The organism is Halorubellus litoreus, from assembly GCF_055378595.1.
This window is the reverse complement of the sequence record NZ_AP043836.1, coordinates 3,212,314-3,235,160: the sequence shown is the minus strand read 5'-3', so window position 1 is coordinate 3,235,160 and position 22,847 is coordinate 3,212,314. Positions and strand designations below refer to the sequence as shown.

Annotated in this window: 24 protein-coding genes; 12 read left to right on the top strand and 12 right to left on the bottom strand. The window is 69.5% G+C overall.

Going from position 1 to position 22,847, the window contains the following annotated elements; translation table 11 throughout:
* Positions 1–32: 32 nt before the first annotated feature.
* Positions 33–1,253: a methionine adenosyltransferase gene (locus ACZ48X_RS20470; RefSeq protein ID WP_336350645.1), complete on the top strand. Its 1,221-nt coding sequence runs from the start codon at positions 33–35 to the stop codon at positions 1,251–1,253.
* 71 nt (positions 1,254–1,324) lie between these two features.
* Here the strand turns inward: ACZ48X_RS20470 and ACZ48X_RS20465 are convergent, their stop codons facing one another.
* Genes ACZ48X_RS20465 through ACZ48X_RS20455 form a run of 3 tightly spaced genes read right to left on the bottom strand, consistent with a single transcriptional unit; the run spans position 1,325 to position 2,780 of the window.
* Positions 1,325–1,864 carry a hypothetical protein gene (locus ACZ48X_RS20465; RefSeq protein WP_336350646.1) on the bottom strand — a complete coding sequence of 180 codons (540 nt, stop codon included), beginning with the start codon at positions 1,862–1,864 and terminating at the stop codon, positions 1,325–1,327.
* A 2-nt stretch (positions 1,865–1,866) separates the two neighbouring features.
* Entirely contained in the window at positions 1,867–2,322 is a 456-nt protein-coding gene (locus ACZ48X_RS20460; protein ID WP_336350647.1) for a hypothetical protein, read from the bottom strand.
* Complete coding sequence (locus ACZ48X_RS20455; protein WP_336350648.1) at positions 2,319–2,780, bottom strand: hypothetical protein; 462 nt, start codon at positions 2,778–2,780, stop codon at positions 2,319–2,321. Before ACZ48X_RS20455 ends, ACZ48X_RS20460 begins: the two co-directional genes overlap by 4 nt.
* 159 nt (positions 2,781–2,939) lie before the next feature.
* On the opposite strand from ACZ48X_RS20455, the gene ACZ48X_RS20450 reads away from it, so the two are divergent.
* The 6 genes from ACZ48X_RS20450 (at position 2,940) to ACZ48X_RS20425 (ending at position 10,284) form a co-directional block, all read left to right on the top strand.
* The gene (locus tag ACZ48X_RS20450; protein WP_336350649.1) at positions 2,940–4,136 is read left to right on the top strand and encodes a tRNA sulfurtransferase; all 1,197 of its coding nucleotides are present in this window, start codon (positions 2,940–2,942) and stop codon (positions 4,134–4,136) included.
* An 84-nt stretch (positions 4,137–4,220) separates the two neighbouring features.
* Entirely contained in the window at positions 4,221–5,600 is a 1,380-nt protein-coding gene (locus ACZ48X_RS20445) for an arylsulfotransferase family protein (RefSeq protein WP_336350650.1), read from the top strand.
* A gap of 75 nt (positions 5,601–5,675) precedes the next feature.
* Positions 5,676–7,196: an HTTM domain-containing protein gene (locus tag ACZ48X_RS20440; RefSeq protein WP_336350651.1), complete on the top strand. Its 1,521-nt coding sequence runs from the start codon at positions 5,676–5,678 to the stop codon at positions 7,194–7,196.
* A 15-nt stretch (positions 7,197–7,211) separates the two neighbouring features.
* On the top strand, positions 7,212–8,837 hold the full coding sequence (locus ACZ48X_RS20435) for an HTTM domain-containing protein (protein WP_336350652.1): 1,626 nt from the start codon (positions 7,212–7,214) through the stop codon (positions 8,835–8,837).
* Positions 8,834–9,325 carry a DUF5804 family protein gene (locus tag ACZ48X_RS20430; protein WP_336350653.1) on the top strand — a complete coding sequence of 164 codons (492 nt, stop codon included), beginning with the start codon at positions 8,834–8,836 and terminating at the stop codon, positions 9,323–9,325. Before ACZ48X_RS20435 ends, ACZ48X_RS20430 begins: the two co-directional genes overlap by 4 nt.
* On the top strand, positions 9,322–10,284 hold the full coding sequence (locus ACZ48X_RS20425) for an alpha/beta fold hydrolase (protein ID WP_336350654.1): 963 nt from the start codon (positions 9,322–9,324) through the stop codon (positions 10,282–10,284). Before ACZ48X_RS20430 ends, ACZ48X_RS20425 begins: the two co-directional genes overlap by 4 nt.
* Before the next feature lie 18 nt (positions 10,285–10,302).
* Here the strand turns inward: ACZ48X_RS20425 and ACZ48X_RS20420 are convergent, their stop codons facing one another.
* Positions 10,303–10,755: a hypothetical protein gene (locus ACZ48X_RS20420; protein WP_336350655.1), complete on the bottom strand. Its 453-nt coding sequence runs from the start codon at positions 10,753–10,755 to the stop codon at positions 10,303–10,305.
* 176 nt (positions 10,756–10,931) lie between these two features.
* On the opposite strand from ACZ48X_RS20420, the gene ACZ48X_RS20415 reads away from it, so the two are divergent.
* Positions 10,932–11,963 (top strand): sensor histidine kinase, encoded by a 1,032-nt coding sequence (locus tag ACZ48X_RS20415; protein WP_336350656.1) that lies wholly within the window; start codon positions 10,932–10,934, stop codon positions 11,961–11,963.
* 41 nt (positions 11,964–12,004) lie between these two features.
* Here ACZ48X_RS20415 and ACZ48X_RS20410 read toward each other — a convergent pair whose 3' ends face one another.
* Entirely contained in the window at positions 12,005–13,030 is a 1,026-nt protein-coding gene (locus ACZ48X_RS20410; RefSeq protein ID WP_336350657.1) for a PLP-dependent cysteine synthase family protein, read from the bottom strand.
* 212 nt (positions 13,031–13,242) lie between these two features.
* Between ACZ48X_RS20410 and ACZ48X_RS20405 the strand changes: the two genes are divergently transcribed.
* Positions 13,243–13,632, top strand: a complete 390-nt coding sequence (locus ACZ48X_RS20405; protein ID WP_336350658.1) for a TlpA family protein disulfide reductase — start codon at positions 13,243–13,245, stop codon at positions 13,630–13,632.
* A 43-nt stretch (positions 13,633–13,675) separates the two neighbouring features.
* Here ACZ48X_RS20405 and ACZ48X_RS20400 read toward each other — a convergent pair whose 3' ends face one another.
* A complete protein-coding gene (locus ACZ48X_RS20400) occupies positions 13,676–14,098 on the bottom strand; it encodes a hypothetical protein (protein ID WP_336350659.1) in 423 nt (140 codons plus the stop codon).
* Between the two features lie 108 nt (positions 14,099–14,206).
* The gene (locus ACZ48X_RS20395) at positions 14,207–16,363 is read right to left on the bottom strand and encodes a thioredoxin domain-containing protein (protein WP_336350660.1); all 2,157 of its coding nucleotides are present in this window, start codon (positions 16,361–16,363) and stop codon (positions 14,207–14,209) included.
* A gap of 213 nt (positions 16,364–16,576) precedes the next feature.
* Here ACZ48X_RS20395 and ACZ48X_RS20390 point away from each other — a divergent pair, with 213 nt between their 5' ends.
* The 3 genes from ACZ48X_RS20390 (at position 16,577) to ACZ48X_RS20380 (ending at position 18,955) form a co-directional block, all read left to right on the top strand.
* Positions 16,577–16,870, top strand: coding sequence for a hypothetical protein (locus tag ACZ48X_RS20390; RefSeq protein WP_336350661.1), 294 nt, complete (start codon positions 16,577–16,579; stop codon positions 16,868–16,870).
* A 105-nt stretch (positions 16,871–16,975) separates the two neighbouring features.
* Positions 16,976–18,298, top strand: a complete 1,323-nt coding sequence (purD, locus tag ACZ48X_RS20385) for a phosphoribosylamine--glycine ligase (RefSeq protein WP_336350662.1) — start codon at positions 16,976–16,978, stop codon at positions 18,296–18,298.
* Positions 18,299–18,394: 96 nt separating this feature from the next.
* Complete coding sequence (locus ACZ48X_RS20380) at positions 18,395–18,955, top strand: acyltransferase (protein WP_336350663.1); 561 nt, start codon at positions 18,395–18,397, stop codon at positions 18,953–18,955.
* Positions 18,956–18,997: 42 nt separating this feature from the next.
* Here the strand turns inward: ACZ48X_RS20380 and ACZ48X_RS20375 are convergent, their stop codons facing one another.
* The 5 genes from ACZ48X_RS20375 to ACZ48X_RS20355 form a co-directional block, all read right to left on the bottom strand.
* Complete coding sequence (locus tag ACZ48X_RS20375) at positions 18,998–19,786, bottom strand: mechanosensitive ion channel domain-containing protein (RefSeq protein ID WP_336350664.1); 789 nt, start codon at positions 19,784–19,786, stop codon at positions 18,998–19,000.
* Entirely contained in the window at positions 19,786–20,598 is an 813-nt protein-coding gene (gene dacZ / locus ACZ48X_RS20370) for a diadenylate cyclase DacZ (RefSeq protein ID WP_336350665.1), read from the bottom strand. The genes ACZ48X_RS20375 and dacZ overlap by 1 nt, the downstream gene beginning before the upstream one ends.
* Positions 20,599–20,717: 119 nt before the next feature.
* Complete coding sequence (locus tag ACZ48X_RS20365; RefSeq protein WP_336350666.1) at positions 20,718–21,014, bottom strand: hypothetical protein; 297 nt, start codon at positions 21,012–21,014, stop codon at positions 20,718–20,720.
* 1,083 nt (positions 21,015–22,097) lie between these two features.
* Complete coding sequence (locus ACZ48X_RS20360) at positions 22,098–22,355, bottom strand: hypothetical protein (protein ID WP_336350667.1); 258 nt, start codon at positions 22,353–22,355, stop codon at positions 22,098–22,100.
* A 176-nt stretch (positions 22,356–22,531) separates the two neighbouring features.
* Positions 22,532–22,699, bottom strand: coding sequence for a hypothetical protein (locus ACZ48X_RS20355; protein ID WP_336350668.1), 168 nt, complete (start codon positions 22,697–22,699; stop codon positions 22,532–22,534).
* Between the last annotated feature and the right edge of the window lie 148 nt (positions 22,700–22,847).

The following is a 22,847-nucleotide window of genomic DNA, read 5'->3' as shown; positions in this document are numbered from 1 at the left end:
TATAGAAACCACGGTGGGATAGGTGTGGAACAATGACTGACCGCAATATTCGCGTGGAGCCCATCGACCGACTGGCCGTCGAGGACCAGGAGGTCGAGATCGTCGAGCGGAAGGGCCTGGGGCACCCCGATTCCATCTGCGACGGTATCGCCGAGAGCGTCTCGCAGGCGCTCGCGCAGACGTACCTGGACCGCGTCGGGAAGGTCCTGCACTACAACACCGACGAGACGCAACTCGTCGCGGGGAACGCCGCGCCCGCGTTCGGCGGCGGCGAGGTCATCGAGCCCATCTACCTCCTCATCGTCGGCCGTGCCACACAGGAGTACGAGACCGACGACGGCGTCACCCACCACATCCCCACGGGTCGCGTGGCCCTCGAGGCGGCGCGTGACTACATCGACGCGCACTTCCCGGAGCTCGAGTTCGGGACGGACGTCGTCGTCGACGTGAAACTCGGCGAGGGCTCCGGCGACCTCCAGGAGGTCTTCGGCGAGGACGGGGCGACGGTCCCGATGGCGAACGACACGAGCTTCGGCGTCGGCCACGCGCCGCTCACGGAGACGGAGACCATCGTGTACGAGGCGGAACGTCGCCTGAACGGCGAGTACCACGAGACGAACCCCGAGCTCGGGCAGGACGTGAAGATCATGGGGAAGCGCGAGGGCGACGAGATAGACATCACGGTCGCCGCGGCGATGGTGGACGCGTACGTCGGTGGCATCGAGGAGTACACCGAGGCCGTCGAGGGCGTCCGCGAGTTCGTGTCGAAGGTCGCGTACGAGCACACCGACCGCGAGGTGAACGTGCACGTGAACACCGCGGACGACCTCGAGGAGGGCTCCATCTACCTCACCACGACGGGGACGAGCGCGGAGCAGGGCGACGACGGCTCCGTCGGTCGCGGGAACCGCGCGAACGGCCTCATCACGCCGAACCGCTCGATGTCGATGGAGGCCACGTCGGGGAAGAACCCCGTGAACCACATCGGGAAGATCTACAACCTCCTCTCGACGCGCATCGCCGAGGCCGTCGTCGACGAGGTCGACGGCATCCGCGACCTCCGCATCCGCCTCCTCAGCCAGATCGGGCGCCCCATCGACCAGCCGCACGTCGCGGACGCGCACGTCATCACCGAGGACGGCGTCGCCATCAGCGACGTCCGCCCCGAGGTCGAGGCCATCGTCGACCGCGAACTCGCCGACGTCACCGACGTCACGCGCAGCGTCATCGAGGGCGAACTCACGACGTTCTGACCGCGCCGACGTTCCCGGCGTGACCGCATCGGCGATTCGTCCGTATTCTGCGGCGCTGTCGCTCGTTCCGGTCAGCAGATGGCGTAGGTCCCGCGGAGTTCGTCCTCGGCGCTGACGACGAACTCGGCCCACCCGTAGCACTCGCTCGTCTCGATGGTCACGGTCTCGGTCTGGTCCTCGAACGTGCACGTTATCCTGAAGGCCTCGACGCCGTCGGGGTTCGCGTCCGCGGTGTCGTAGGCGACGATCTCGCCGCCCGCGGATATCTCGTGGGACTGGTCGTGGACGACGGTCCCGGTCGCCTCGCGGTACACCTCCAGGTCGACGGTGTGCGCGACGCCGTCCTCGCCGTCGTTCCCGAGGATGACGTCCTTCGAGGGGTCGGGCTCGTTCGCCGCCTCCGACCACCAGTTCGAATCGTCGTCGGTCGTGTCCGCTGGCGTCGTGGAGCGCCCGGTCGTCTCCGACCCCGAGCGAGTCGTCGCAGTGTCGTCGGGCGTCGCTGAGCGGTCGGTCGTGGGCGCCCCGGGTTCGTCGTCGGTCAGACAGCCGGCGAGCGCGACGCTCGCGAGAGCGCTCGTCGCCGTCCCGAGGAGGGTTCGTCGGTTCATGGTCAACAGATGGGGCGCTCGACGACGAGTTCGCCGTTCTCTCTGCGGACGATACCGCAGTCGGTGTAGCACTCGCTGGTCGCCATGAACCGCCAGGTGGTCTGTTCGTCCGTTTCTCCAGTGACTTTGAACCGCTCGACGCCGTCCGGGTTCGCTTCGTTCAGGTTGTAGACGTACGCGGTGCCGCCGGGGTCGAGGTCCTCCGTGGACTCGTGGACGACCTCGTCCGAGCCGTCGTCGACGTGCTTCGTGACGGTCACGGCGATCTGGTTGGCGGTTTCGGCCTCGTTCTCCACCCAGATGCGATGGTCGGGGTCGGGAGCATCCATCGCGTGGACCGTCGTCGAGTCGTCGGTCGTGGACGAGGGGTCCGTTCCCGAGTCGCTCGTGGATTCGAGACAGCCGACGGTGCTCGAAACCACTGTGAGCGTGCCGACGAGGAGGGTTCGTCGGTTCATGCGTCGTGGAGGGTGTGGACGGCGTCGATGGCGTCGTCGGCGCCGACGACGAGGCGGAGGTCGCCGGTGGCGGCGTTCGTCCGGAGGCGCGCGGTTGCCGTGCCCGTGCCGTACTCGGCGCACTCGGCGGTGACGTGGAAGGTCTCGACGCCGTCGGGGTCGGCGTCCGCGAGGTCGTACGCGTCGACGGAGACGCCGGGCGCGACGCGGTGAGTGTCGTGGGAGACGACGTCGCTGCGGTCGCTGCGCGTGACGGTGACGGTGACGGCGCGCGTCTCGGCGGTGTCGTTCTCGACGACGACGGCGTGATGCGGTTCCGGTGTCCGCATCGGGGCGTCCGCGTCCGCATCTGCGGTCGCGTTGGCGTTGGCGTTCGCGTCGTCGCGACCGTCGACTGTCGGGGAGTCAGTGGCGGGGAGCGCGCTGCTGGGGGTGGAGGGGAGGGGGCGGCGGCTCATACACCGAGCGTGTCCGCGGCCCGGTAAGTGCCTTTGGGCGACCCGAACTCGCGGGGGGCGCCGACCGATGGGCCGATGCCCGCGCACGGTGGTGTCGACCGACGGGTCGGTGCGCGCGGACCGACACGCGTTTTGGCGGGCGCGCGGTACCGAGAGGTGATGCAGCCTCCTGGCGCGGACGTGGTGCTCGTGCGGCACGGCGACATGGGCTCGAAGTCCCGTGGCGTGAAGCGCGACATGGAGCACCGGCTGGGGGAGAACCTGCGCGCCGTCCTCGACGACCGCGACCTGGCGGGCGACGTGGAGTTGACGTGGTCGCGGCCGCGCGTCCACACCACCGAAGGCGACGTCGCCGCGGTCGCGGAGGCGGCGGCGGACACGTTCGGCGTCGTCTCCGCGAGTCCCGCGCTGTCGGTCGACTCGGAGCTCGACGGTATCTGCGACGCGCTCGCGGCGACCGCCTCCGAGGTCTACGACGGTGGCGCGTTCGCGGTCGACGCTCGGCGGAGCGACCGCTCGCTGCCGTTCGACAGCGAGGACGTCCAGCGCGAGGGCGGACAGGCGGTCTGGGACGCCGCCGAAGCGGCGGGCGTCGACCCCGCGGTCGACCTCGACGACCCGGACGTCACGTTCGGCGTGGAGGTCCGCGAGGAGACGACGTTCGTCTACACGGAGACCGTCGACGGCGTCGGCGGTCTCCCGCTGGGCACGCAGGCGCCGCTCGTCGTCCTCGTCTCCGGCGGTATCGACTCGCCGATAGCGGCGTTCGAGGTGATGAAACGCGGCAGCCCGATTATTCCAGTATACGTCGACCTCGGCGACTACGGCGGCCCGGACCATCGCGCTCGCGCCGTCCAGACCGTCCGGGACCTCGCACGGTACGCACCGAATCACGTCGACGAGACGTGGGTCGTCCCCGGCGGCGACGCGGTCGCGCACCTCGTCGCGACGATGGATCGCGGGCGGATGCTCGCGCACCGCCGATTCCTCCTCCTCGTCGGCGAAGCCGTCGCCGAGACGGTGGGCGCGGCCGGTGTCGTCACGGGCGAGGCCATCGGCCAGAAGTCGAGTCAGACGACGAGCAACCTCGCCGTCACCGACGCGGTGACGACCCTCCCCGTCCACCGGCCGCTGTTGACGTGGGACAAGCACGACATCACCGCGCTCGCTCGCGACGTCGGGACGTTCGCGGACTCCACCATCGACGCCGGCTGTAACCGCATCGTCCCCGACGAACCCGTCGTCGACGGGAGTCTCGACCAGATCCGCGACCTGGAGCCGGACGACCTCGCGTCGCGAGCGCGAGACGCGGTCGGCCGCGCCGAACGCGTCCCTCTCGACCGGAACACCTCGTAGGACGGGCCGGAACGCACCGTCGCCCGCCGCCGGTCTGACTGCGGAATCGTAACTTTAGAGACGTGTCGCGTCCGCCAGTGGACTGTGAGCGCCCTCCACGCAGTCCCACGTCCATCCAGGCGAACGCTCCGCGTCCTCGCCCTCGCGCTCGTCCTCGTGAGTGCGTCGCCCGCGATGGCGACAGTCCTCGGTGTCGCCACCGGGAGCGCGAGCTACGACGGCGGCGTCCCCGAGTCGGTCCCGCCCGCAGACGGCCACACGGTCGTCACCGTCGACGGGATCGGGCCCGGGCTCATCGCCGCGTACGCGCCGAACGGGTCGAAGGTGTACGAAGCCGACGAGCACCGGTTCTATCACGACGTCGACCCCGCGCCGCGGTTCGGGACGGCGTCGGTGACGTACGTCGCGAGTCACGGCGCCGCCGCCAGGCACTGTGCGAGCGAGGACCGCTGCCGGAAGTCCCAGGTGATGCGCCTGAACGTGACGACCGGCGAGCGCGAGGAGCTATGGGCGCGGTACGCGACGCCCTCCGGGTCGAACAACATCCACGACGTCGACTTCGTGAACGACACGCACCTCGTCGTCGCGGAGATATCGCACCCGGACGGCGTGTACATGGTGAACGTCTCCGCGGACGAAGAGGTGTGGCGGTGGAACGCCAGCGAGCACTACGACCCGAACGCCTCGGGCGGCCAGTACCCCGGTGACTGGACGCACATGAACGACGTGGAGTACCTCCACGACCGCGGGCTCGTGATGGCGAGCCCCCGGAACATGGACTCCGTCATCTTCGTCCGGCCCGGTGAGGGCGTCGTGGAGAACATGACGCTCGGGAGCGACGGCGACCATCGGACGCTCTACGAGGCGCACAACCCCGACTTCATCCCCGCCGAGCGCGGTGGGCCGGCGGTCGTGGTCGCGGACAGCGAGAACGACCGGATCGTCGAGTATCAGCGCGTCGACGGCGCGTGGGAGCGCTCGTGGCTGTGGCGCGACGGGAGCGTGCAGTGGCCGCGGGACGCGGACCGCTTTCCGAACGGGCACACGCTCGTGACGGACACGCACAGCGACCGCGTCGTCGAGGTGGACGAGGACGGCGACATCGTCTGGCAGATGCGGTTCCCGGGGCCCTACGAGGCCGAGCGCCTCGGGACGGGCGCGGAGAGCGCGGGCGGCCCGTCGGCCGTCGAGGCCGGGCTCGACTCGCGGCGCGCGAGCGGCGGCGTCCTCGCTGGCGTCGTGCTCGCCGCGGAGGACGTCCTCCCGAGCCTGCTCGTGAACGGGATGCTGTTCACGCTCCCGCGGTGGATGACGCCCGTGGACGCCGTCGGGATGGTGTTCGCGGCGCTGTTCGCGCTCGCCTGGACGGTCGGCGAACTCGGGGTGCTCGTGGCGCGACGGCGGAGTGCCGACGCCGACGCGAGCGCGGAGAGCGCGGAGTCGAGTGCGCCCGGGGACGACTGACGCGACCCGCGAGGGCAGCGCGGCCGGTACACAAGACATTTCTCCGTGCTGGTGGTCGATACGGCTCGAAGCGACATGTCTCTCCGTTCGCGCGTCCAGCGCGCCGTCGTCGCCCGGTTCTCCGTGGATCGGCGAGCACTCGCCGCGTTCCGCGTCGCGCTCGCGACCGCGGTCCTCGTCGACCTCGCGCTCCGACTGCGGGACGTCCGCGCGTTCTACACCGACGCTGGCGTCCTCCCGCGAGCCCTCCTCCTGGAGACGTTCCCGGCGCTCGGCCGGCTCTCGATACACACGCTCTCGGGCGGACTCTGGTGGCAACTCGTGCTGTTCGCGGCGACCGCAGTGGCGGCGCTCGCGCTCGCCGCGGGCTACCGGACGCGGCTCGCGACCGCCGTCACGTTCGCGCTCGTGCTCTCGATGCAGCTCCGGAACCCCGTGCTCCTCAACGCCGGCGACTCGCTGCTCCGACGCCTGCTCCTCTGGAGCGTCCTCCTCCCGCTCGGCGCACGCTGGAGCGTCGACGCGCGCCGACGCGAGTCGACCGTCGACCGCGCCGACGTCGCGTCGATCGCCGCCGCCGGGTTGCTCGTGCAGGTGCTCGCGGTGTACGTCGTCAACGCCGTCCTCAAGGCTCGCGGGAGCGCCTGGCACGACGGGACGGCGGGCCGACTGGCGTTCGGCATGGACGCCATCACGGTCATGTTCGGCGAGGTCGTCGCCGAGTTCCCCGCGCTCCTGACGGCGGGGACGTACGCGTGGACGGTCGTCCTCCTGGCCGCCCCGCTGCTCGTGCTCGCCACCGGACGCGCGCGAACCGCCGTCGTCGCGGCGTTCGCGACCGGGCACGTCGCGATGGCGCTCACGCTCCGCCTGGGCGCGTTCCCGCTCGTCTCGCTCGCCGCACTCGTCCCGTTCCTCCCCGGCGTCGTCTGGGACCGCGTCGAGCGCGTCGTCGACGAACGACTCGCGCCGCGCGCCGACCGCGTCTTGGACCGAGTCGGCCTCGCTGAGGGCGAGACGTCGAGCGTCGCGCTCCCGGCCGCGCTCCGCGACCTCGGCGCTGGGTCGGCGCGCGCGCTCGCAGCGGCGCTGCTCGCGTTCGTCCTCGTCTGGAACGCCGCGGCGCTCGGCCTCGTCGCGCTCCCGGGGAGCGTCACGGACACCGTCGACCCCGAGGAGCGCCGCTGGGACATGTTCGCCCCCGAACCGCGGGCGACCGGCGGCTGGTACGCGACCGTCGGCACGACCGAGTCGGGCGAGCGCGTCGACCTCGCTCCCGGTGCCGACGGCACCGCGATGCCCGCCGACGTGGACTCGACGTACCCGAGCCATCGCTGGTACGTCTACCTCACGTCGCTCAGGGACGCGCCGGCGCCAGCGCTCCGCGAGCGCTTCGCGCACTACCTCTGCGAGCGCTGGACGCGCGAGCACGCGTCGACGCTCGAATCGGTGAACGTCACGTTCGTCGCCCGTAGCGTCGTCCTGGACGCGCCAGACCGCGTCGACGTCAGGCCGTTCGGGGTCACCGCGTGTGCGGGCGCCGACCGCGCGGCCTCGGAACGCACAAGACACTTACCGCCGCTGGAAGACGACTGACAGGATTGCCCCGTCATGCCCTCCCTCCAGCGGCTCCGCGAGGCGACCGTCTCGCGCGTCGGCGTCGACGAGCGCGCGCTCGCGGCCCTCCGCGTCCTCCTCGCGACCGTCGTCCTCGTCGACGTCGCGCTCTCCGTAGCTGACGCGACCGCGTTCTACACCGACGCCGGCGTCCTCCCGCGCGACCTCCTGTACGCCGAGTTCCCCGTTCGCGGCCCGCTCTCCCTGCACTCGCTGTCGGGCGAACTCTGGTGGCAGTACGTCGCGTTCGCGCTCGTCGCACTCGCCGCCGTCGCGATGCTCGTCGGGTACCGGAGTCGGCTCGCGACCGCGCTGACGCTCGTGCTCGTGCTCTCGATGCAGTTCCGGAACCCGTACGTCCTGAACTCCGGACACGCGCTCCTCCGACGGCTCCTCCTCTGGAGCGTCCTCCTCCCCGTCGGCGCCCGATGGAGTCTCGACGCACGACGCCGAACGTCGACGGGAACGGCCGGGACGGGCGACGACGAGGAGCGCAGCGGGTCGACCGTCGTCGCGTCGGTCGCGACCGTCGGCGTCGTCGTGCAGGTGCTCGTCGTGTACGCGATGAACGCCGTCCTGAAGTCCCGTGGCCCGGCGTGGCGGTCGGGCGACGCGGCCGAGCTCGTGTTCGGGATGGACGCCATCACCGTCCTCCTCGGTGACGCCCTCGCCGGACAGTCGTTCCTCCTGGAGCTCGGCACGCACGCCTGGGTCCTCCTCCTGTACGCGGCGCCGCTGCTCGTGCTCGCCACCGGCCGGCTCCGTGCGCTCGTCGCCGGCGCGTTCGTCGCCGCGCACCTCGCGATGGCGGCGACCCTGTACCTCGGCGCCTTCCCGTTCGTCTCCATCGCCGGCCTCCTCGTCTTCCTCCCGCCGTTCGTCTGGGACCGCGTCGAGGGCGTCGTCGCCGCGCACTTCGCGGGTCGCGCGACCGCCGTAGCGACTGCACTCGGTCGTGCACGGTCCGCGGTGGCGGCGCGGACGCCCTCGGTCCCGCGGCCGACGTGGTGGCGGGACGCCGCGAGCGTGACCCTGTCGCGAGCGCGTGCCGTCGGACGCACCGCGTACCGCGTGCTCCCCGTCGTCGTCCTCGCGGCCGTCCTCGTCTGGAACGCCGCCGGGTTCGGGCTGCTCGCGCTCCCCGCCGACGCGACCGAGACGGTCGACCCGAAAGAGTACCGCTGGGACATGTTCGCACCGTACCCGCTCTCGTCGGACGCCTGGTACGCGACCGTCGGCACGACCGAATCGGGCGAACGCGTCGACCTCTACGCCGGGGCCGCCGGTCGCGGCCCGCCAGCGGACGTCGACGGGACGTACCCGAGCCAGAAGTGGTACCTCTACCTGCGGAACGTCCGCGGCGGCGACGTCGACGACCGACGCGACCGGTTCGCGCAGTACCTCTGCGAGCGCTGGAACCGCCGGCACGCGTCCACCCTCGCGACCGTGAACGTCACGCTCGTCACCGAGAACGTCCGTCTCGGCGGCGACAACGAGATCGGGCGCGAGACCTTCGGCGGCTCGTGCAAGGGCGCGACGACGCGACTATCGGCACCGGACGCGACGAGGGCGCGCGAGCCGAAACCGATTAGCCCCGTCGTCCCCGAGAGGCTGGCGTGACAGAGGTCTGCTTCGTCGGGGACGCTGACTGCGACCTCCAGTACGAGTTGCTCTCGCGGGAGACCGCGCGGGAGGCGCTATCGACGTACGACCTGCGGCGGCCGTTCGAGAACGCGATCGCGCTGTCGACGGTGAGCCTCGGCGCCGCCGTCTCGCTGTGCAACGACCTGAACTGGTACGTCGTGCGGTTCGTCGACGACGTCCTGGTGCGCGAGCCGAGCGTCGACGACGACGAGTGGCTCTCGCGCGAACTCGCGACCGCGGTCCGCGACGGCGACGTGACGGGTCCGGACACCGGCGAGTACCTGAAGGTGTACGGGCTCGAGGAACCGGAGCCGACGCCGGAGGACCCGAACCCGAAGGGACCGCCGGCGCTCGTCGAACCGCTGTACGTCTCGCGGCAGGACGGCGCGGTCCCCGAGTACGACCTCCGGGACGTCGACGATACCGTCGTCGTCCGACTCACGGAGGGCGAGTTCACCGTATGATACCCGAGGACGAACGCGAGCCGGTCGACGGTGGCGAGGCGAGCGCGCCCGTCGCCGGCGAGAGCGAAGACATAGGGGATGACGGCGGCGTCGAGTCGACGATGGACGGGCCGGCGAGCGTCGGCACGGGCGCGGCCGTCGTTAACGGACGACGCGTCGCGTACCGTCGCGCCGGCACCGACGGCCCGCCACTCGTCCTCCTGCACGGCGCCGGCGTGGACGACGGCGCGCTCTCCTGGGAGCACGTCCTCCCGGAGCTCGGCCGGACGCATCGCGTGTACGCGCTCGACTGGCCGGGGCACGGCGAGAGCGACGACGCGCCCGAGCACTCCGTGGCCGCGTACCGCGACGTCCTCGTCGGCGTGCTCGACGAACTCGGCCTCGAGTCGGTCGCGCTCGCCGGCATCTCGATGGGCGCCGGGGTCGCGCTCTCGTTCGCGCTCGCGAACCCGGAGCGCGTCGACCGGCTCGCGCTCGTCTCCAGCTACGGCCTCGGCCGGTCGGTCCCGGCCGGGTCGCTCTGGTACGCGCTCGCGAACGTCCCCGGCGCGAACCAGGCGGGGTACGCGGCGATGGGGTCGTCGACGACCGCGGCACGCACCGGCCTGTCGCAGGTCGTGTACGACGCGTCCACGCTCGACGCCGGGTTCGTCGAGGCGTTCCGGGAGCGCGCGAGTCGCGCCGGCGCTGGCGCGGCGTTCGCCGCGTTCCAGCGCAACGAGATCGGGCCATCGGGTCGCGTCGAGACGAACCTCGCCGGGAGACTCGGCGACCTCGCGGTCGAGACGCTGTTCGTGCACGGCACCCAGGACCCCCTGTTCCCCGTGGCGTGGGCGCGCCGCGGCGCCGAGCGCGTCCCCGACGCCTCGCTCGTCGAGATTCCCGAGTGCGGGCACTGGCCGACCCAGGAGCACCCTGGCGTGGTCGTGGACGCGTTCCGCTCGTTCTTCGCGACCTGACTGGATACCCCGGTCGGGTCAGCTCCCGGCGAGGAAGGAGAGCCAGCCGGCGAGCGACCAGCCGGTGAGCGCGCCGACGAAGACCGGGAGGCCGAACGTCGAGAGCTGTGCCTGGAGGCCGAGGACGCCCGCCGCGAGTACGGCACCGACGAGGTCGAGGAGGAGGTTCGGCGTGGACCCGTACACGCTCGGGTTGAACGCGAACGCGAGCGTCGGCGCGACGAATCCAACGGTGGCGCCGACGGCCGCGCTCCGGCGGCGCGTGCGGACCGCCGGGCGTTCGGCTCCGCGCCACCAGAGCACGCTCCCCGCGAGCAGCGTCCCGACAGCGGTGGAGAGGAGGAAGTCGACGCCGGGCGCGAACGTCGGGTTCGAGAGGTCGACGGTGAGGACGAACGCGACGGCGACGACGGCGTAGCTCGCGCCGACCGCGACCGACACGCCGACCGTCCGCTCGTCGACGTCGTTCACGCTCGTGGCGTTCCCGCGCCCGCCAAAGAAGCGTTCTGGTTTCTCGGACACCTCCCCCGTCGAGGTCGTCGCCGCGCATCCTCGCCCTCGCCGTCGCAGCGGTCGGTGCCGCGACGCACTTCGGCGGCCACACCGCCGCCACAATAGTTATCTCTCGATTGCGCGTCCGTCCTGCCGTGAACGAGACTCCGTCGCGCGGAGCCGACGCCACCCGCGGTCGACCGAACGCACTCGTCGTGCTCGGCGCGACGCTCCTCGTGGTGGTCGTCGTCCTCACCGTCCTCGCGTCGAACCCGCTCGAAGCGCGCCTCGTGCAGGCGTCGTTCCCGACCGTTCTCTCGCTCGGCATCGTCGCATACGGGCGACGGCACGACCACACACTCAGCCGGCACTCGCCACGGCCGCTCGGCGAGTGGCTGCTCGCGATACTCCTGTACTTCGTGTTCGTCGGCGCGTGGTTCTTCGTGCTGTCCGAGACGTTCAAGACGACCATCCCGCTCGCGATACTGACGTCGATAACCGCCGGGACCGCGCTCGGCGCCGTCATCGGCGTGTACGCCGTCCGATTGAACGCCGCGAACGAGGAGCTCGTCGCGGCGAACGACGAGCTGTCGGCGTTCGCGAGCATCGTCAGTCACGACGTCAGGAACCCCGTCCAAGTCGCGTCGGGCTCCCTGGATCTGCTGGCGGCGGACCTCCCGGACGACGACGAGAACGTCGAACGCATCGAGCACTCGCTCGACCGCATCGACACCATCATCGAGAACGTCCTCGTGCTCACGCGCGGCATCGAGGACGTCTCGGACTCGCGGCCGGTCGAACTCGCTGCCGCCGCCAGCGACGCCTGGGAGACGACGGACGCACCCGACGCATCGCTCTCGCTCGCTGACCCGCCGACGGTGACGGCGAACGAGGACCTGCTCGCGACGCTCCTCGAGAACCTGTTCCGGAACGCGAACGACCACTCGCCGGACGCGGTGACGGTGACGGTCGGCGAACTCGCCGACGAGGACGGGTTCTACGTCGAGGACGACGGCCCCGGCATCCCCGCGGGAGACCGCGACGGCATCTTCGGGATGGGCGAATCCGGCAGTGGCGGGACCGGCATCGGGCTGTTCGTCGTCGGGCGCGTCGCGGACGTCCACGGGTGGGCGTACCGCGTCACGTCGGGCGCCGCGGGCGGTGCACGCTTCGAGTTCCGGACGTGATCTGAACAGTCACCGCCGAACGCGACACTGCCGCCAGGAACTCACTCGGCGTCGTCGAACAGCCCCGTCGAAAGGTACCGTTCGCCGGAATCCCAGAACACCGTCACGACGAGCGGGCAGTCCTCGCCCGCGTCCCGCCCAGCGCCCACGGCCGGCTCGCCGGTGTGCGTCCGCTCCTCGTCGCGCTCACCGACGGGCGTCCGCGGTTCGCCGCTCCCGGCGGGCGGACACTCCACGTCCGGCGTCGCGATGCGTTCCGCGACCCGCTTCGCGGCGACGTTCGACGCACCCGAGGACTGCCCGACGAGGATGCCCTCCTCGCGAGCGAGCCGCCGGCACTCCGCCTCCGCAGTCTCGACGTTCACCGTCTCCACCTCGTCGATGAGGCTCCGGTCGAGGTTCGGGCTGACGAACCCCGGCCCCATCCCCTGGAAGTCGTCGTCGCCGCTCTCGCCCGTCGACAGCACCGCGTTCTCCTCGGGCTCGACCGCCACGACCGTCATCTCCGGGAACTCCTCCCGGAGCCGTCGCGCGTTCCCCGAGAGCGTCCCGCCGGTGCCGACGCCCGCGACGAACGCATCTATCTCTCTGCCCTCCACCTGCTCGAGTATCTCCTCCGCGGTCGTCCGGTAGTGCGCTCGCGGATTCGCCTCGTTCTCGAACTGATGTAACTGAACCGCGCCCGTCTCCCGCTCGATCTCGTCCGCGCGCTCCTTCGCCGCCTCGATCTCGCCGTCGACGAGCTCCAGGTCCGCGCCGTACGCACCCATCACCTGCCGTCGCTCCGGGCTCTTCGACGCCGGCATCACGATCGTACACTCGTACCCGCGCGCCGCACACACCATCGCCACGCCGATTCCCGTGTTCCCGCTCGTCGGCTCCACCACGCGGTCGCCGGACTCCAGTTCTCCGGCGCGCTCCGCCGCCCGAATCATCTCCAACGCCGGCCGGTCCTTCGCCGACCCGGCCGGATTGAACGACTCGATCTTCGCCGCCACCGTCGCCCCCGGCGGCCCGTCGACCGCAACGAGCGGCGACCCGATGGTCCCGAGGATGCTCCGCTTCATACCACGCCGTTCGCCCGCAGCGGTTTTACCGTGTCGGACACCGGCAGCCCCTGACGCTACCGCAGCCACCAGTTCGTCCCAACCCCGCTCGCGCCCGTCGGCCGACCGCCCTCGGCCCGTCCATCGACCACGCTCGCGCTCGTCGCCCGACGACTGCACGGGCGAGTGTCGCGAGCGGAACCGTCAAATCCCTCGCGTCGGTACGAGTCCCCATGACCGAATCACTGGAGTTGGAGACGATGCGGCCGAATCCCGCGTTCTCGCCCGGTGCGTACGAGGACACCGTCGCGACGTGGGAGGCGCTCGCTGACCGCGTGGTCGTGAAGGTGTGGGGCGGCGACTGGTGCGTCGACTGCCGCCAGCAGCTCCCCGACTTCGGGGCGCTCCTCGACGCGGCCGGCGTGGACGCCGTCGAGCACTATCCCGTCGAGCGCGAGGACGGCGAGAAGGTCGGCCCCGGCGTCGACGAGTACGGCATCGAGTTCATCCCGACGGTCGTCGTCGAGGACCGCGAGACCGGCGAGGAGCTCGCTCGGTTCGTCGAGGAAGCCGCCGTCCCCGTCGGCGTTGCACTCGCCGAGGACCTCGAAGCACACGTCTGAACGGGCACTTTCGGGACGAGGGCTGCGAGTTTCTCCCAGTCGGTCAGGGCTGCGCGCAGCGCCCGGGTTCCTCGTCGGTCGAGAGGTAGACGTCCTCGGACTCGACGGAGAATCGGAGGTTGATGTCGCCGGAGCACTCGCGGAAGTACGCGGGGCGGTCGACGGTCACGGTCGTCGAATCACCGGCCGTGGAGACGACGAGCGTGAACTCGCCGGTGCCCTGGAGGCGGAGGACGCGCTCGAAGGACGCGTTCGCCGCGAGCGACCGCTCCATGACCGTGCGGTCGTTCCGGAGGAGCGTCACGGAGACCTGGGTCGCGTCCTCGCCGAGCGCTCGCACCTGGACGTCGTGCGTGCGCGGCGGCTCGTCGGTGGGCGTCGGCGTCAGGTCGACGGCGGCGCCCGAGAGGAAGACGTACCCGAGGAGGCAGCCGACGAGGACCGCTCCGAGGAACGTTCGCTTCACTGCCACGAGATGCGTCGTGTCGACGCAAAACCGTTGTGGCTGAATCGAGCGTCGATTTCTGTGACGGCGTCGTGAACGGCACCGTTCCGGCGCCCCGGGCGCGCCGGGTTAGTCGTCGAAGAACGCGATGGCGTCGGCGAGCGCGTCCGCCGGTGGCGAGCACGCGAACGACCGGCACGCGTACGCGGTCGGGCCGTCGCGGGCGTCGCGACCCGCCCAGATGGGTGGTGCCTCGTCGAGTCCGAGTTCGTCGAGCCACGCGTCGAGGCGGTCTGCGCTCGCGGGGCGTTGCGCGACGACGCGACGCGGGAGGAAGGTTTCGGCGAGCGTCTCGCGGAACTCCGGGGGGCGGTCGTCGCACGCGAGTGTGAGTTCAGCGTCGCCGCGCCGGTAGCGGTCGGCGACGAGCGCGAGCGTCGGGTGCTCGACGGGGCTGGCTTCGATGCGGGCGCCGTGGCGTTCCAGGACGGTCTCGACGACGGACTCGTAGCGGTCGTCGGTCGCGAAGTGGTCGAGGCTCAGGAGGACGTCGCACGCGACGCCGAGGCTGGAGGGCGTGGACTGGTCGCGGACCTCCTGCGGACGGACGACGAGGGATTCGCCGGACGCGGGCGTGAAGAAGACGCTCCCGGCGTCGGCGTCGTAGAACTCCTCACGGACGACGTCCGCGAGGTCGAGCGCGAACGCGAGCGACTCGACGGCACCAGTTGCCTGGTAGTGGTCGAACGCGCCGCGAGCGAGGAACGCGTAGTCCTCCAGGTAGCCCTCGCCCTGGACGTCCAGCCCGCCCTCGGCGTCCTCCATTGGAACTGCACGTCGCGAGAGCCGCTCCTCGGCGTCGTCCCAGAGGTACTCGCGGACGAACGCGAGCGCGTCACCCGCGAGTTCGGCGTGCCCGTCGTCCTCGAGGACGATGGCGCTCTCGGCGAGCGCGCTGACGGCGAGGCCGTTCCAGCCGGCGAGCACCTTCCCGTCGCGCCGCGGTCGCGGGCGCTCGTCGCGAGCGGCGAAGACGGCCTCGCGAGCGCGTTCGAGACGCTCCCGGACCGGGGCCGCGTCCAGGTCGTGGTCGTCGGCGAGGTCGTCGACGGACGCCGAGATGGTGAGCACCGTCTGGTCGTCCTCGAAGTTCCCCGAGTCGGTGACGCCGAAGCGCTCGCAGAACAGGTCCGCGTCCGCGGGCTCGCACGATTCGCTCGCCGCGACCGCGTCGGCGACCGATTCGGGCGTCCACACGTAGAACGCGCCCTCCTCGTGGTCGCCCTCGGCCGTCTCGCTCTGCGCGTCGAGCGTCGCGTACAGCCCGCCGTCGGGGTGGCGGAGTTCGCGCTCGATGAAGTCGACGGTCTCGCGGACGACGTCGGCGTACCGCTCCTCGCCCGTGACCTGGTAGCCCGCGAGGAAGACCCGGGGGAGTTCGGCGTTGTCGTACAGCATCTTCTCGAAGTGCGGAACCGTCCAGTCGCGGTCCGTACAGTACCGGTGGAAGCCACCGCCGACGTGGTCGTAGAGCCCGCCGTCCGCCATCGCGTCGAGCGTCTCCCGGACGACGTCGCGGGGCGCCTCGCGGGCGCTCTCGTGGTGCGCGGCCAGGAGGACGTGGAGGCGAGCGGCCTGCGGGAACTTCGGGCCCTGGTTCCCGAACCCGCCGTACTCGCGGTCGGCGCCGCGAACGATCGCCGCGGCGGCGTCCGCGAGCACGTCGTCGTCCGGCGCGTCCGCGCCCGCCGACGGCACGTCCTCGAGGCGGTCCTTCGCCGCGGCCGTCCACTGGTCCGCGCGATTCTCCATCTCCCGGCGGTCGTCGTCGTTCCCCCAGGAGTCAGCGATGCGCTCCAGGAGGTTCTCGAACCCGGGCATGTTCCGCTGGGGTTCCTTCGGGAAGTACGTCCCGACGTAGAACGGCTTCCCCTCGGGCGTCAGCCACGCTGACAGCGGCCAGCCGCCCCGTCCCGTGACGGTCTGGCAGACGGTCATGTAGATGGAGTCGACGTCCGGGCGTTCCTCGCGGTCGACCTTGATGGGGACGAAGTGCTCGTTCAGGAGTTCCGCGACGTCGTCGTCCTGGAAGCTCTCGTCCTCCATGACGTGACACCAGTGGCACGCCGAGTACCCGATGGAGAGGAAGATGGGTTTGTCCTGCTCGCGCGCCGCGTCGAGCGCCGCGTCGTCCCAGGGCTGCCAGTTCACGGGGTTGTCGGCGTGCTGTCGGAGGTACGGCGACGCCTCCTCGTCGAGGCGATTCCGGTCCGTGGGCTCGGTCATACTCGCTGGTTGGAGGCGATGGCGGGTAAAGGCGTTCGTCGCGGTCGCCTCGCCCGCGACCGAGTCACGACCGAGGTCCGTGGTCGGAAGAGGACCGGAATCCCCGTGCAGGACAGGGCCGAAATCCCCGTGCAGGACGGGACCGGGATCTCCGGGCGGGCTTCGACCCCTGGAAACGCAGGCTCTTTGAGGAGTGGCGGCGATGCTGGGGTCGTGAACGACGACCTCCTCCCATTGAAGCTGTTCCTCGTCGGGTGCACCGTCCTCGTCGTCGCGCTCGGTGTGCTCGCACCCGACCTCGCGAACGGGTTGACGGACGTCGGCCCCGTCGCCATCGTCGTCGGCGCGGCCGTCGTCACGTTCGTCGTCGCGAAGCGTCGCGGCGACGACGATGACGGCGAGCGCTCGCTCGCTGAACTCCGCCGCGAGTACGCTCGCGGGAACGTCGACGAGGACGAGGTCGACGCTCGCCTCGACGAACTGACCGACGGCGACGGCGGACGATAATCACGCGGTCATCGCGCGCCCAGACCCATTCGGTACGCACGTCCGTGGATACTCTCGGCGCGTGGAAGGGCAAACTTTACAGCGTCGTGCGTACCGGTTTCGCGTATGACAGAGACCGTCCTGCTCGTCGGCGGCGGTGGCCGCGAGCACGCCATCGCCCGAGCGGTCGACGAAGCCGATGAGCCCGCCGACCTCTACGCGTGCGCGAGCAACCGCAACCCCGGCATCGCGCGGCTCGCCGAGGACTTCGAGACGCTCGACGAGAACGACCCCGACGCAGTCGTCGACTACGCGCTCGAAGTGGGCGCGACCATCGCCGCCATCGGCCCGGAGTCCCCGCTGCAGGCCGGCGTCGTCGACGCGCTCGAGGACGCCGACGTGTACGCGTTCGCACCACGCGAGGCCGACGCGCGCATCGAGACGGACAAGGCGTTCCAGCGAGAGTTCATGGAGCGCCACGAGATCCCTGGCCGCATCGACTACGCGACGTTCGAGGACGTCGACGAGGCGTGCGACTACGTCGAGGAGTACGACGGCGACGTCGCCGTCAAACCCGTCGGCCTCACGGGCGGGAAGGGCGTGCGCGTCACCGGCGACCAACTGACCAAGAGCGAAGCGGTCGACTACATGCGCGACAGCGACTGGGACGACTGGGTCGTCGAGGAGCGTCTCGTCGGCGAGGAGTTCACCATCCAGGCGTTCGTCGCCGGCGACGACGTCCTCGTCACGCCAGCGGTGCAGGACCACAAGCGCGCCTACGAGGGCGACGAAGGCCCGAACACGGGCGGCATGGGGAGCTACACCGCCCCCGAGTTCCAGTTGCCGTTCATGACGGAGGCGGACAGCTTCGAGGCGCTCCAGGTCCTCGAAGCGACCGTGGACGCGCTCGACGACTACCGCGGCATCCTCTACGGGCAGTTCATGCTCACGGCGGACGGTATCAAGGTCGTCGAGTTCAACGCGCGCTTCGGTGACCCGGAAGCGATGAACACCCTCCCCGTCCTCGAGACGGACTACGTCGAGGTCATGCAGGCCGCGCGCGACGGCCGCCCGCTCCCCGAGCTCGAGTTCCAGAACCGGGCGACGGTCTGCAAGTACGCCGCTCCCGAAGGCTACCCCGTCGACCCCGAGGCCGGGACGAAGGTCACCGTCGACGAAGCCGGTGCGCGCGAGGTCGCCGCCGACTACGACGGTGACGCACTCCTCTTCTACGCGAGCGTCGACGAACGCGACGACGGCATCTACACCACCACGAGCCGCGCGTTCGCCGTCGTCGGCATCGCCGACACCATCAGCGACGCCGAAGCCGTCGCCGAAGCCGTCCTCGACGAAGCCGGCGACGAAGGCCTCCACGTCCGCCACGACGTCGGGAAAGCCGACCTCGTCCAGTCCCGGATCGACCACGTCGAGGAACTCCGCGGCGACTGAGGGACGAACCCGCGCTCGTCGGTCGCTTTCGCGCCACGCGCGATATCGGGCACTGCCCGGGATGGATTCAAGACCCAGCGTCGGCTACGAGGTAGCGTGAGCGACGAGGAACGTGCGGGCGACGACGACCAGGACAGCGCGGGCGACGCCGAACCACGACACGACCGCGTGCGGAGCTATCCGACGCAGGGGCCGCTGAACTCGCTCCAGCACTGGACGAGCGCGAAGTCGCCGCTGCGCGTCGCACTGAACTACGTCGTCGTCTGGCTCGTCAGGATATCACCGAGCCTGAAGTTGAAGACGTGGCTGTTGCGACGCATCGGTGTCACCGTCGGGGACGGCGTCTCGTGGGGGCTGGAGGCGACGCCCGACGTGTTCTGGCCCGAGCACATCACCATCGGGGACCACGCCATCATCGGATACGACGCGACCCTGCTCTGTCACGAGTTCCTCCAGGAGGAGTACCGCGTCGGCGACGTCGTCGTCGGAGAGCGGGCGATGATCGGGGCCGGCGCCATCGTCCTCCCCGGCGTCGAGATCGGCGACGGCGCGCAGGTCGCCGCGAACTCGCTCGTGACTCGGGACGTCCCACCCGGCACAACCGTCGCCGGCGTTCCCGCGCAACCGATGACCGAGGACGACCTCTCGGAGGACTGAGTACGGACGCAGTCGGCCGCGGAAGCCGTCGGTCCCGCCCGGTCAGCGCTCGCGGGCGACGCCCTCGCGGAGGACCTTCCGGTTCGGGACGACGTACTCCATGTCGTCGTCCTCGACGCGCGTCACGAACAGGTCGACCTCCTGGACGACGCCCTCGCTCTCCCCGATGCGGACGCGGTCGCCGATACTGTACGGCTGCTCGAGGAGGAGGTAGACGCCGGCGGCGCCCGACCGCAGGAAGTCCCAGAGCGCGACGACGCCGAACACGACGATACCGAAGAAGTACACGAACAGGAGCACGATGAGGGCCTCGGTCGCGACGCCGAGTTGACTGAGCGAGATGAGCGCCGCGACGTAGAGGACGCTGTACTTCACGACGCGCGGGATGAACGCGACCTCGGGGAGTTTCACCCCCCGCAAGCGCTCGCTGACGACGAGTTCGGCCTTGTCCGCGACGACGAACCCGACGACCAGCACGAGCACCGCGACGAACAACTGCGGTACCATCTCGACGATGACCGCCCAGAACAACGCCGCGTTCAACCCGGCGACGTACACCGCAACGAGTATCGCGAACCCGTACACGAACCACGAACTCAGCCGCGAGATGATGTCGACCGTCGACGTGCCGAGACTCTGCGCGGTGCGCTCGAACGACGTTCCCTCGACGGCGTCGTCGACGTCCGCCGCGTTGAGCGCCCGACGACTGAGCTTCCCGATGAGGAATCCGACGAGGAAGCCGATGACGACGACGACGCTCGCGAGCACGAACCGGTTCGAGACCGCGTTCTCGAGCCACCGGACCGCGTCACCGACCTGTAGGAGCACCATCAGTAGTCCTCCGGGTCGATCTCCAGGACGAGTTCACCACCCTTGAACGCGCGAACGAGACCGTCGCTTTCGGAGAGCACGATCGCGGTCGCGTTCGTGTCCCGCGTCACCGCACCCGCCGCCATGTGACGCGTCCCCAAGCCTTTCGGGATGTCGACGCCCTCCGCCGACGGCTCCAGGTACCGGTACGCGCTCACGATCTTCCCGGAGTCGGAGATGACGAACGCACCATCAAGTCGCGAGAACTCCTTCAGCATCACGTTCACGATCGGGTCGCCGACGTGGACGTGACTCTTCTCGAAGGGATTGTACGAGAGCGGCCGGGACTTGTTCATGACCTTCCCCGCATCACCGACGACGAACAGCGCGCCGACGGGTTCGCCCTTCTGGCCTTTCTTCCCGAGTTCCACGACGAGCTCGAGGACGTTCTTGATGACGGCGGCCTCGGCGCGCGAGTTCGCGAACAGGTCGTAGACGCCCGAGCGAACGTCCTCGTCGGCGCGAACGCGCGAGACCGTGTCGGCGGTCCCGTCGAACACGCTCGTCGCACACACGACCATGTCACCGCCGTCGATGAAGCCCTGTTCGAGCGCGCCCTCGAGGCCGAACTTCACGCGCTGAGAGACCTCGTCGAAGTCCAACGGCAGTTCCACGAACGAATCCGCACCAACCGAGTTCTCCGTCGCGATGACGACGACGTCCGTCTCCTCCAGGTCGTCGAACCGCTCGAAGTACGAGCCGCTCGGCGAGAACAACACTACGGCGTCGACGTCAGCGAACAACCCGTCGAACAACTCGCCGATATCCTCCATGACCGAGACAGAATCGCCCACGCGTCAAAAAGCCTTGTGCAGCGTCCGACGGGAGTCAGACGACTGTCACCCGCCACCTGTCACGTCGAGAGATTGTCCGACCGACGAGTGGCTCGCGGTCAGTCGATACCGTACACCGTCGTGTCGGGGTGGAACTGGAGCCACGCCGCCCAGTAGAGCTGACTGCCGTCGGCGGCCGACGCCAATCGCTTGCCTGCGTAGGGACCATCGAGCGCGTCGCCGGTCGCGACGCGCCACCGCGACCCGCCGGCGCGCACCACGCCGTCCTCGGGCGTCTGCCGGAACCGTAGCGTCCGGCCGGCGATACGCCGGTCGTACGCGTACAGCGTCCGGTCGCGACCGACCGCGACGACGACCGTGCGCCGCCGTCGTCGATGGAACGCCCGTCGACTCACCACCCGACTCACGCCCGAACGACACACACCCCGCTACCGACCCCAACACACCACCGACTGCCGCCCCAACGAACGAACGACGTCGCATACCCCGACAAACGACAACACCACCCAAAAACACGCCCCCGTCTGGCACACCCCACGCACAGCAGCCCACAACACCCCACAGGAACACGCCAGACCAGATTCGAACCACGGTCACCCGACGGTGGAATCCCATCAGGGACCGGATTTGAACCACGGTCGCTCACTTCGTTCGCTCCCTGATTCAAATCCGCTCGTCGCGATGCCTCCCCTCACGTTCGTCCGAAGGTGGAATCCCATCAGGGACCGGATTCGAACCACGGTCGCTCACTTCGTTCGCTCCCTGATTCAAATCCGCTCGTCGAGATTCCCGCGGCTCACGGTGTGTTCAGCGTGAGAACGCGCGGGACCGGATTCGAACCACGGTCGCTCACTTCGTTCGCTCCCTGATTCAAATCCGCTCGTCGAGATTCCCGCGGCTCACGGTGTGTTCGCCGCGGGAATGCGCGGGACCGGATTTGAACCGGCGGACTCCTACGAGACAGCGTCCTAAGCGCGCGGGAGCGCAAATCGGTGGCTTGAAGGCCTGTCGCGCCGGTTTGCGGCTTCTCTCGGGTGTCGTTTAAGTAGTACGGAAGCGAAGTATATAAAGAATCGGCCATACAGCGCGTACCGCTGTTTTGGTTTTGCCGGGAATATCACCGAGTTGCCGGCGTTATTTGCCTGTTTATTCGTCAGCACACTGGAACAACCGCGCCGCCTGCGGGAGCGTCACTATCTTATCACCCTTCTGAAACCACTCCGCATCAACCGGCAGGAGACACTCACACCGCGAACAGGACACACCAAGCGCGTTCTCTCGCGTGTGAAACTCCGAGGGCGGAGCGAGACACCACGGACACCCATGCTCGGGGTCAAGCGGTCGACCGCTGTAGCCCGGCGGTATCGGTGGCTCCGGGTTCCCTGGGTCGTGTGGGTGTCGGGGTCCGGGTTCCTGCGGGAAGGGTGGGTCACCGGCTTCTCGCGGATTCCCAGTGATGTCGTCCCACGTCAGTTGCGTCATTGGCGTGGGTCACCCGGCGCGAACACGAACTTGTGGTCGGTCCCGTTGTGTTCCGGTGGGTACAACCAGTAGACTTCTGACGCTGCGAGGTTCGCCAACGACGACACACTCGCGGCCTCGACCGTCCAGATGTTCTTGTACGCCGTCGTCTCCAAGTTCCGAGCGCACCGTATCTTCGCGCCTGGAATCAGGGGCTTCTCGTTGGCAATCGGTATGCGGTTCTCCTCTCCAAGTTTCACAATCTCGAATTTCATTTTCACTTACTCCTGTTCTGATAACCACTCTCGCGCCAGGGCGAGACTGACGTGCTTCGATAGCCGCGACTTACATGGATCGCACTTGTAGACGGCGAACCCAATGCGAGTGTACTCCTGAAACTCCATGGACTTCGCGCACCGACCACAGGTTTCCTTAGGGGCCAATTCGCTCATCAGTAATACTCCACGTAGTAATCGCTCTCGGGGTTGAGCTGGTGCGGGCGTACCCAGTAGCCCATCGCCTCGAAGAACGCCTTCACTTCCGGCGTCGGTTCCCAGTAGAACGTCGCCGTAACCTGCTGTCGTTCGTAGTCGAATACCTCCCAGTCAGTGCTTCCCATTATTCTGATTCCTCCTGTTGTTGAAAGTCGATGTTACACTCGCAGAACGGACAGACGAACAGGCCTATCGCGTTCTTCACATGGTAGAGGCCATGTTCCTCGCAATACTTCGCTCGTGTCTGCGGGGGCAGGTCGTCGACGTTGACGC

Excerpts from the sequence above, each read along its gene's own strand:
- ACZ48X_RS20470 (WP_336350645.1), top strand. The coding sequence starts at position 33 with ATGACTGACCGCAATATTCGCGTGGAGCCCATCGACCGACTGGCCGTC.
- ACZ48X_RS20465 (WP_336350646.1), bottom strand. The coding sequence starts at position 1,864 with ATGAACCGACGAACCCTCCTCGGGACGGCGACGAGCGCTCTCGCGAGC.
- ACZ48X_RS20460 (WP_336350647.1), bottom strand. The coding sequence starts at position 2,322 with ATGAACCGACGAACCCTCCTCGTCGGCACGCTCACAGTGGTTTCGAGC.
- ACZ48X_RS20455 (WP_336350648.1), bottom strand. The coding sequence starts at position 2,780 with ATGAGCCGCCGCCCCCTCCCCTCCACCCCCAGCAGCGCGCTCCCCGCC.
- ACZ48X_RS20450 (WP_336350649.1), top strand. The coding sequence starts at position 2,940 with ATGCAGCCTCCTGGCGCGGACGTGGTGCTCGTGCGGCACGGCGACATG.
- ACZ48X_RS20440 (WP_336350651.1), top strand. The coding sequence starts at position 5,676 with ATGTCTCTCCGTTCGCGCGTCCAGCGCGCCGTCGTCGCCCGGTTCTCC.
- ACZ48X_RS20435 (WP_336350652.1), top strand. The coding sequence starts at position 7,212 with ATGCCCTCCCTCCAGCGGCTCCGCGAGGCGACCGTCTCGCGCGTCGGC.
- ACZ48X_RS20425 (WP_336350654.1), top strand. The coding sequence starts at position 9,322 with ATGATACCCGAGGACGAACGCGAGCCGGTCGACGGTGGCGAGGCGAGC.
- ACZ48X_RS20410 (WP_336350657.1), bottom strand. The coding sequence starts at position 13,030 with ATGAAGCGGAGCATCCTCGGGACCATCGGGTCGCCGCTCGTTGCGGTC.
- ACZ48X_RS20405 (WP_336350658.1), top strand. The coding sequence starts at position 13,243 with ATGACCGAATCACTGGAGTTGGAGACGATGCGGCCGAATCCCGCGTTC.
- ACZ48X_RS20395 (WP_336350660.1), bottom strand. The coding sequence starts at position 16,363 with ATGACCGAGCCCACGGACCGGAATCGCCTCGACGAGGAGGCGTCGCCG.
- purD (WP_336350662.1), top strand. The coding sequence starts at position 16,976 with ATGACAGAGACCGTCCTGCTCGTCGGCGGCGGTGGCCGCGAGCACGCC.
- ACZ48X_RS20375 (WP_336350664.1), bottom strand. The coding sequence starts at position 19,786 with ATGGTGCTCCTACAGGTCGGTGACGCGGTCCGGTGGCTCGAGAACGCG.
- dacZ (WP_336350665.1), bottom strand. The coding sequence starts at position 20,598 with ATGGAGGATATCGGCGAGTTGTTCGACGGGTTGTTCGCTGACGTCGAC.
- ACZ48X_RS20360 (WP_336350667.1), bottom strand. The coding sequence starts at position 22,355 with ATGAAATTCGAGATTGTGAAACTTGGAGAGGAGAACCGCATACCGATT.
- ACZ48X_RS20355 (WP_336350668.1), bottom strand. The coding sequence starts at position 22,699 with ATGGGAAGCACTGACTGGGAGGTATTCGACTACGAACGACAGCAGGTT.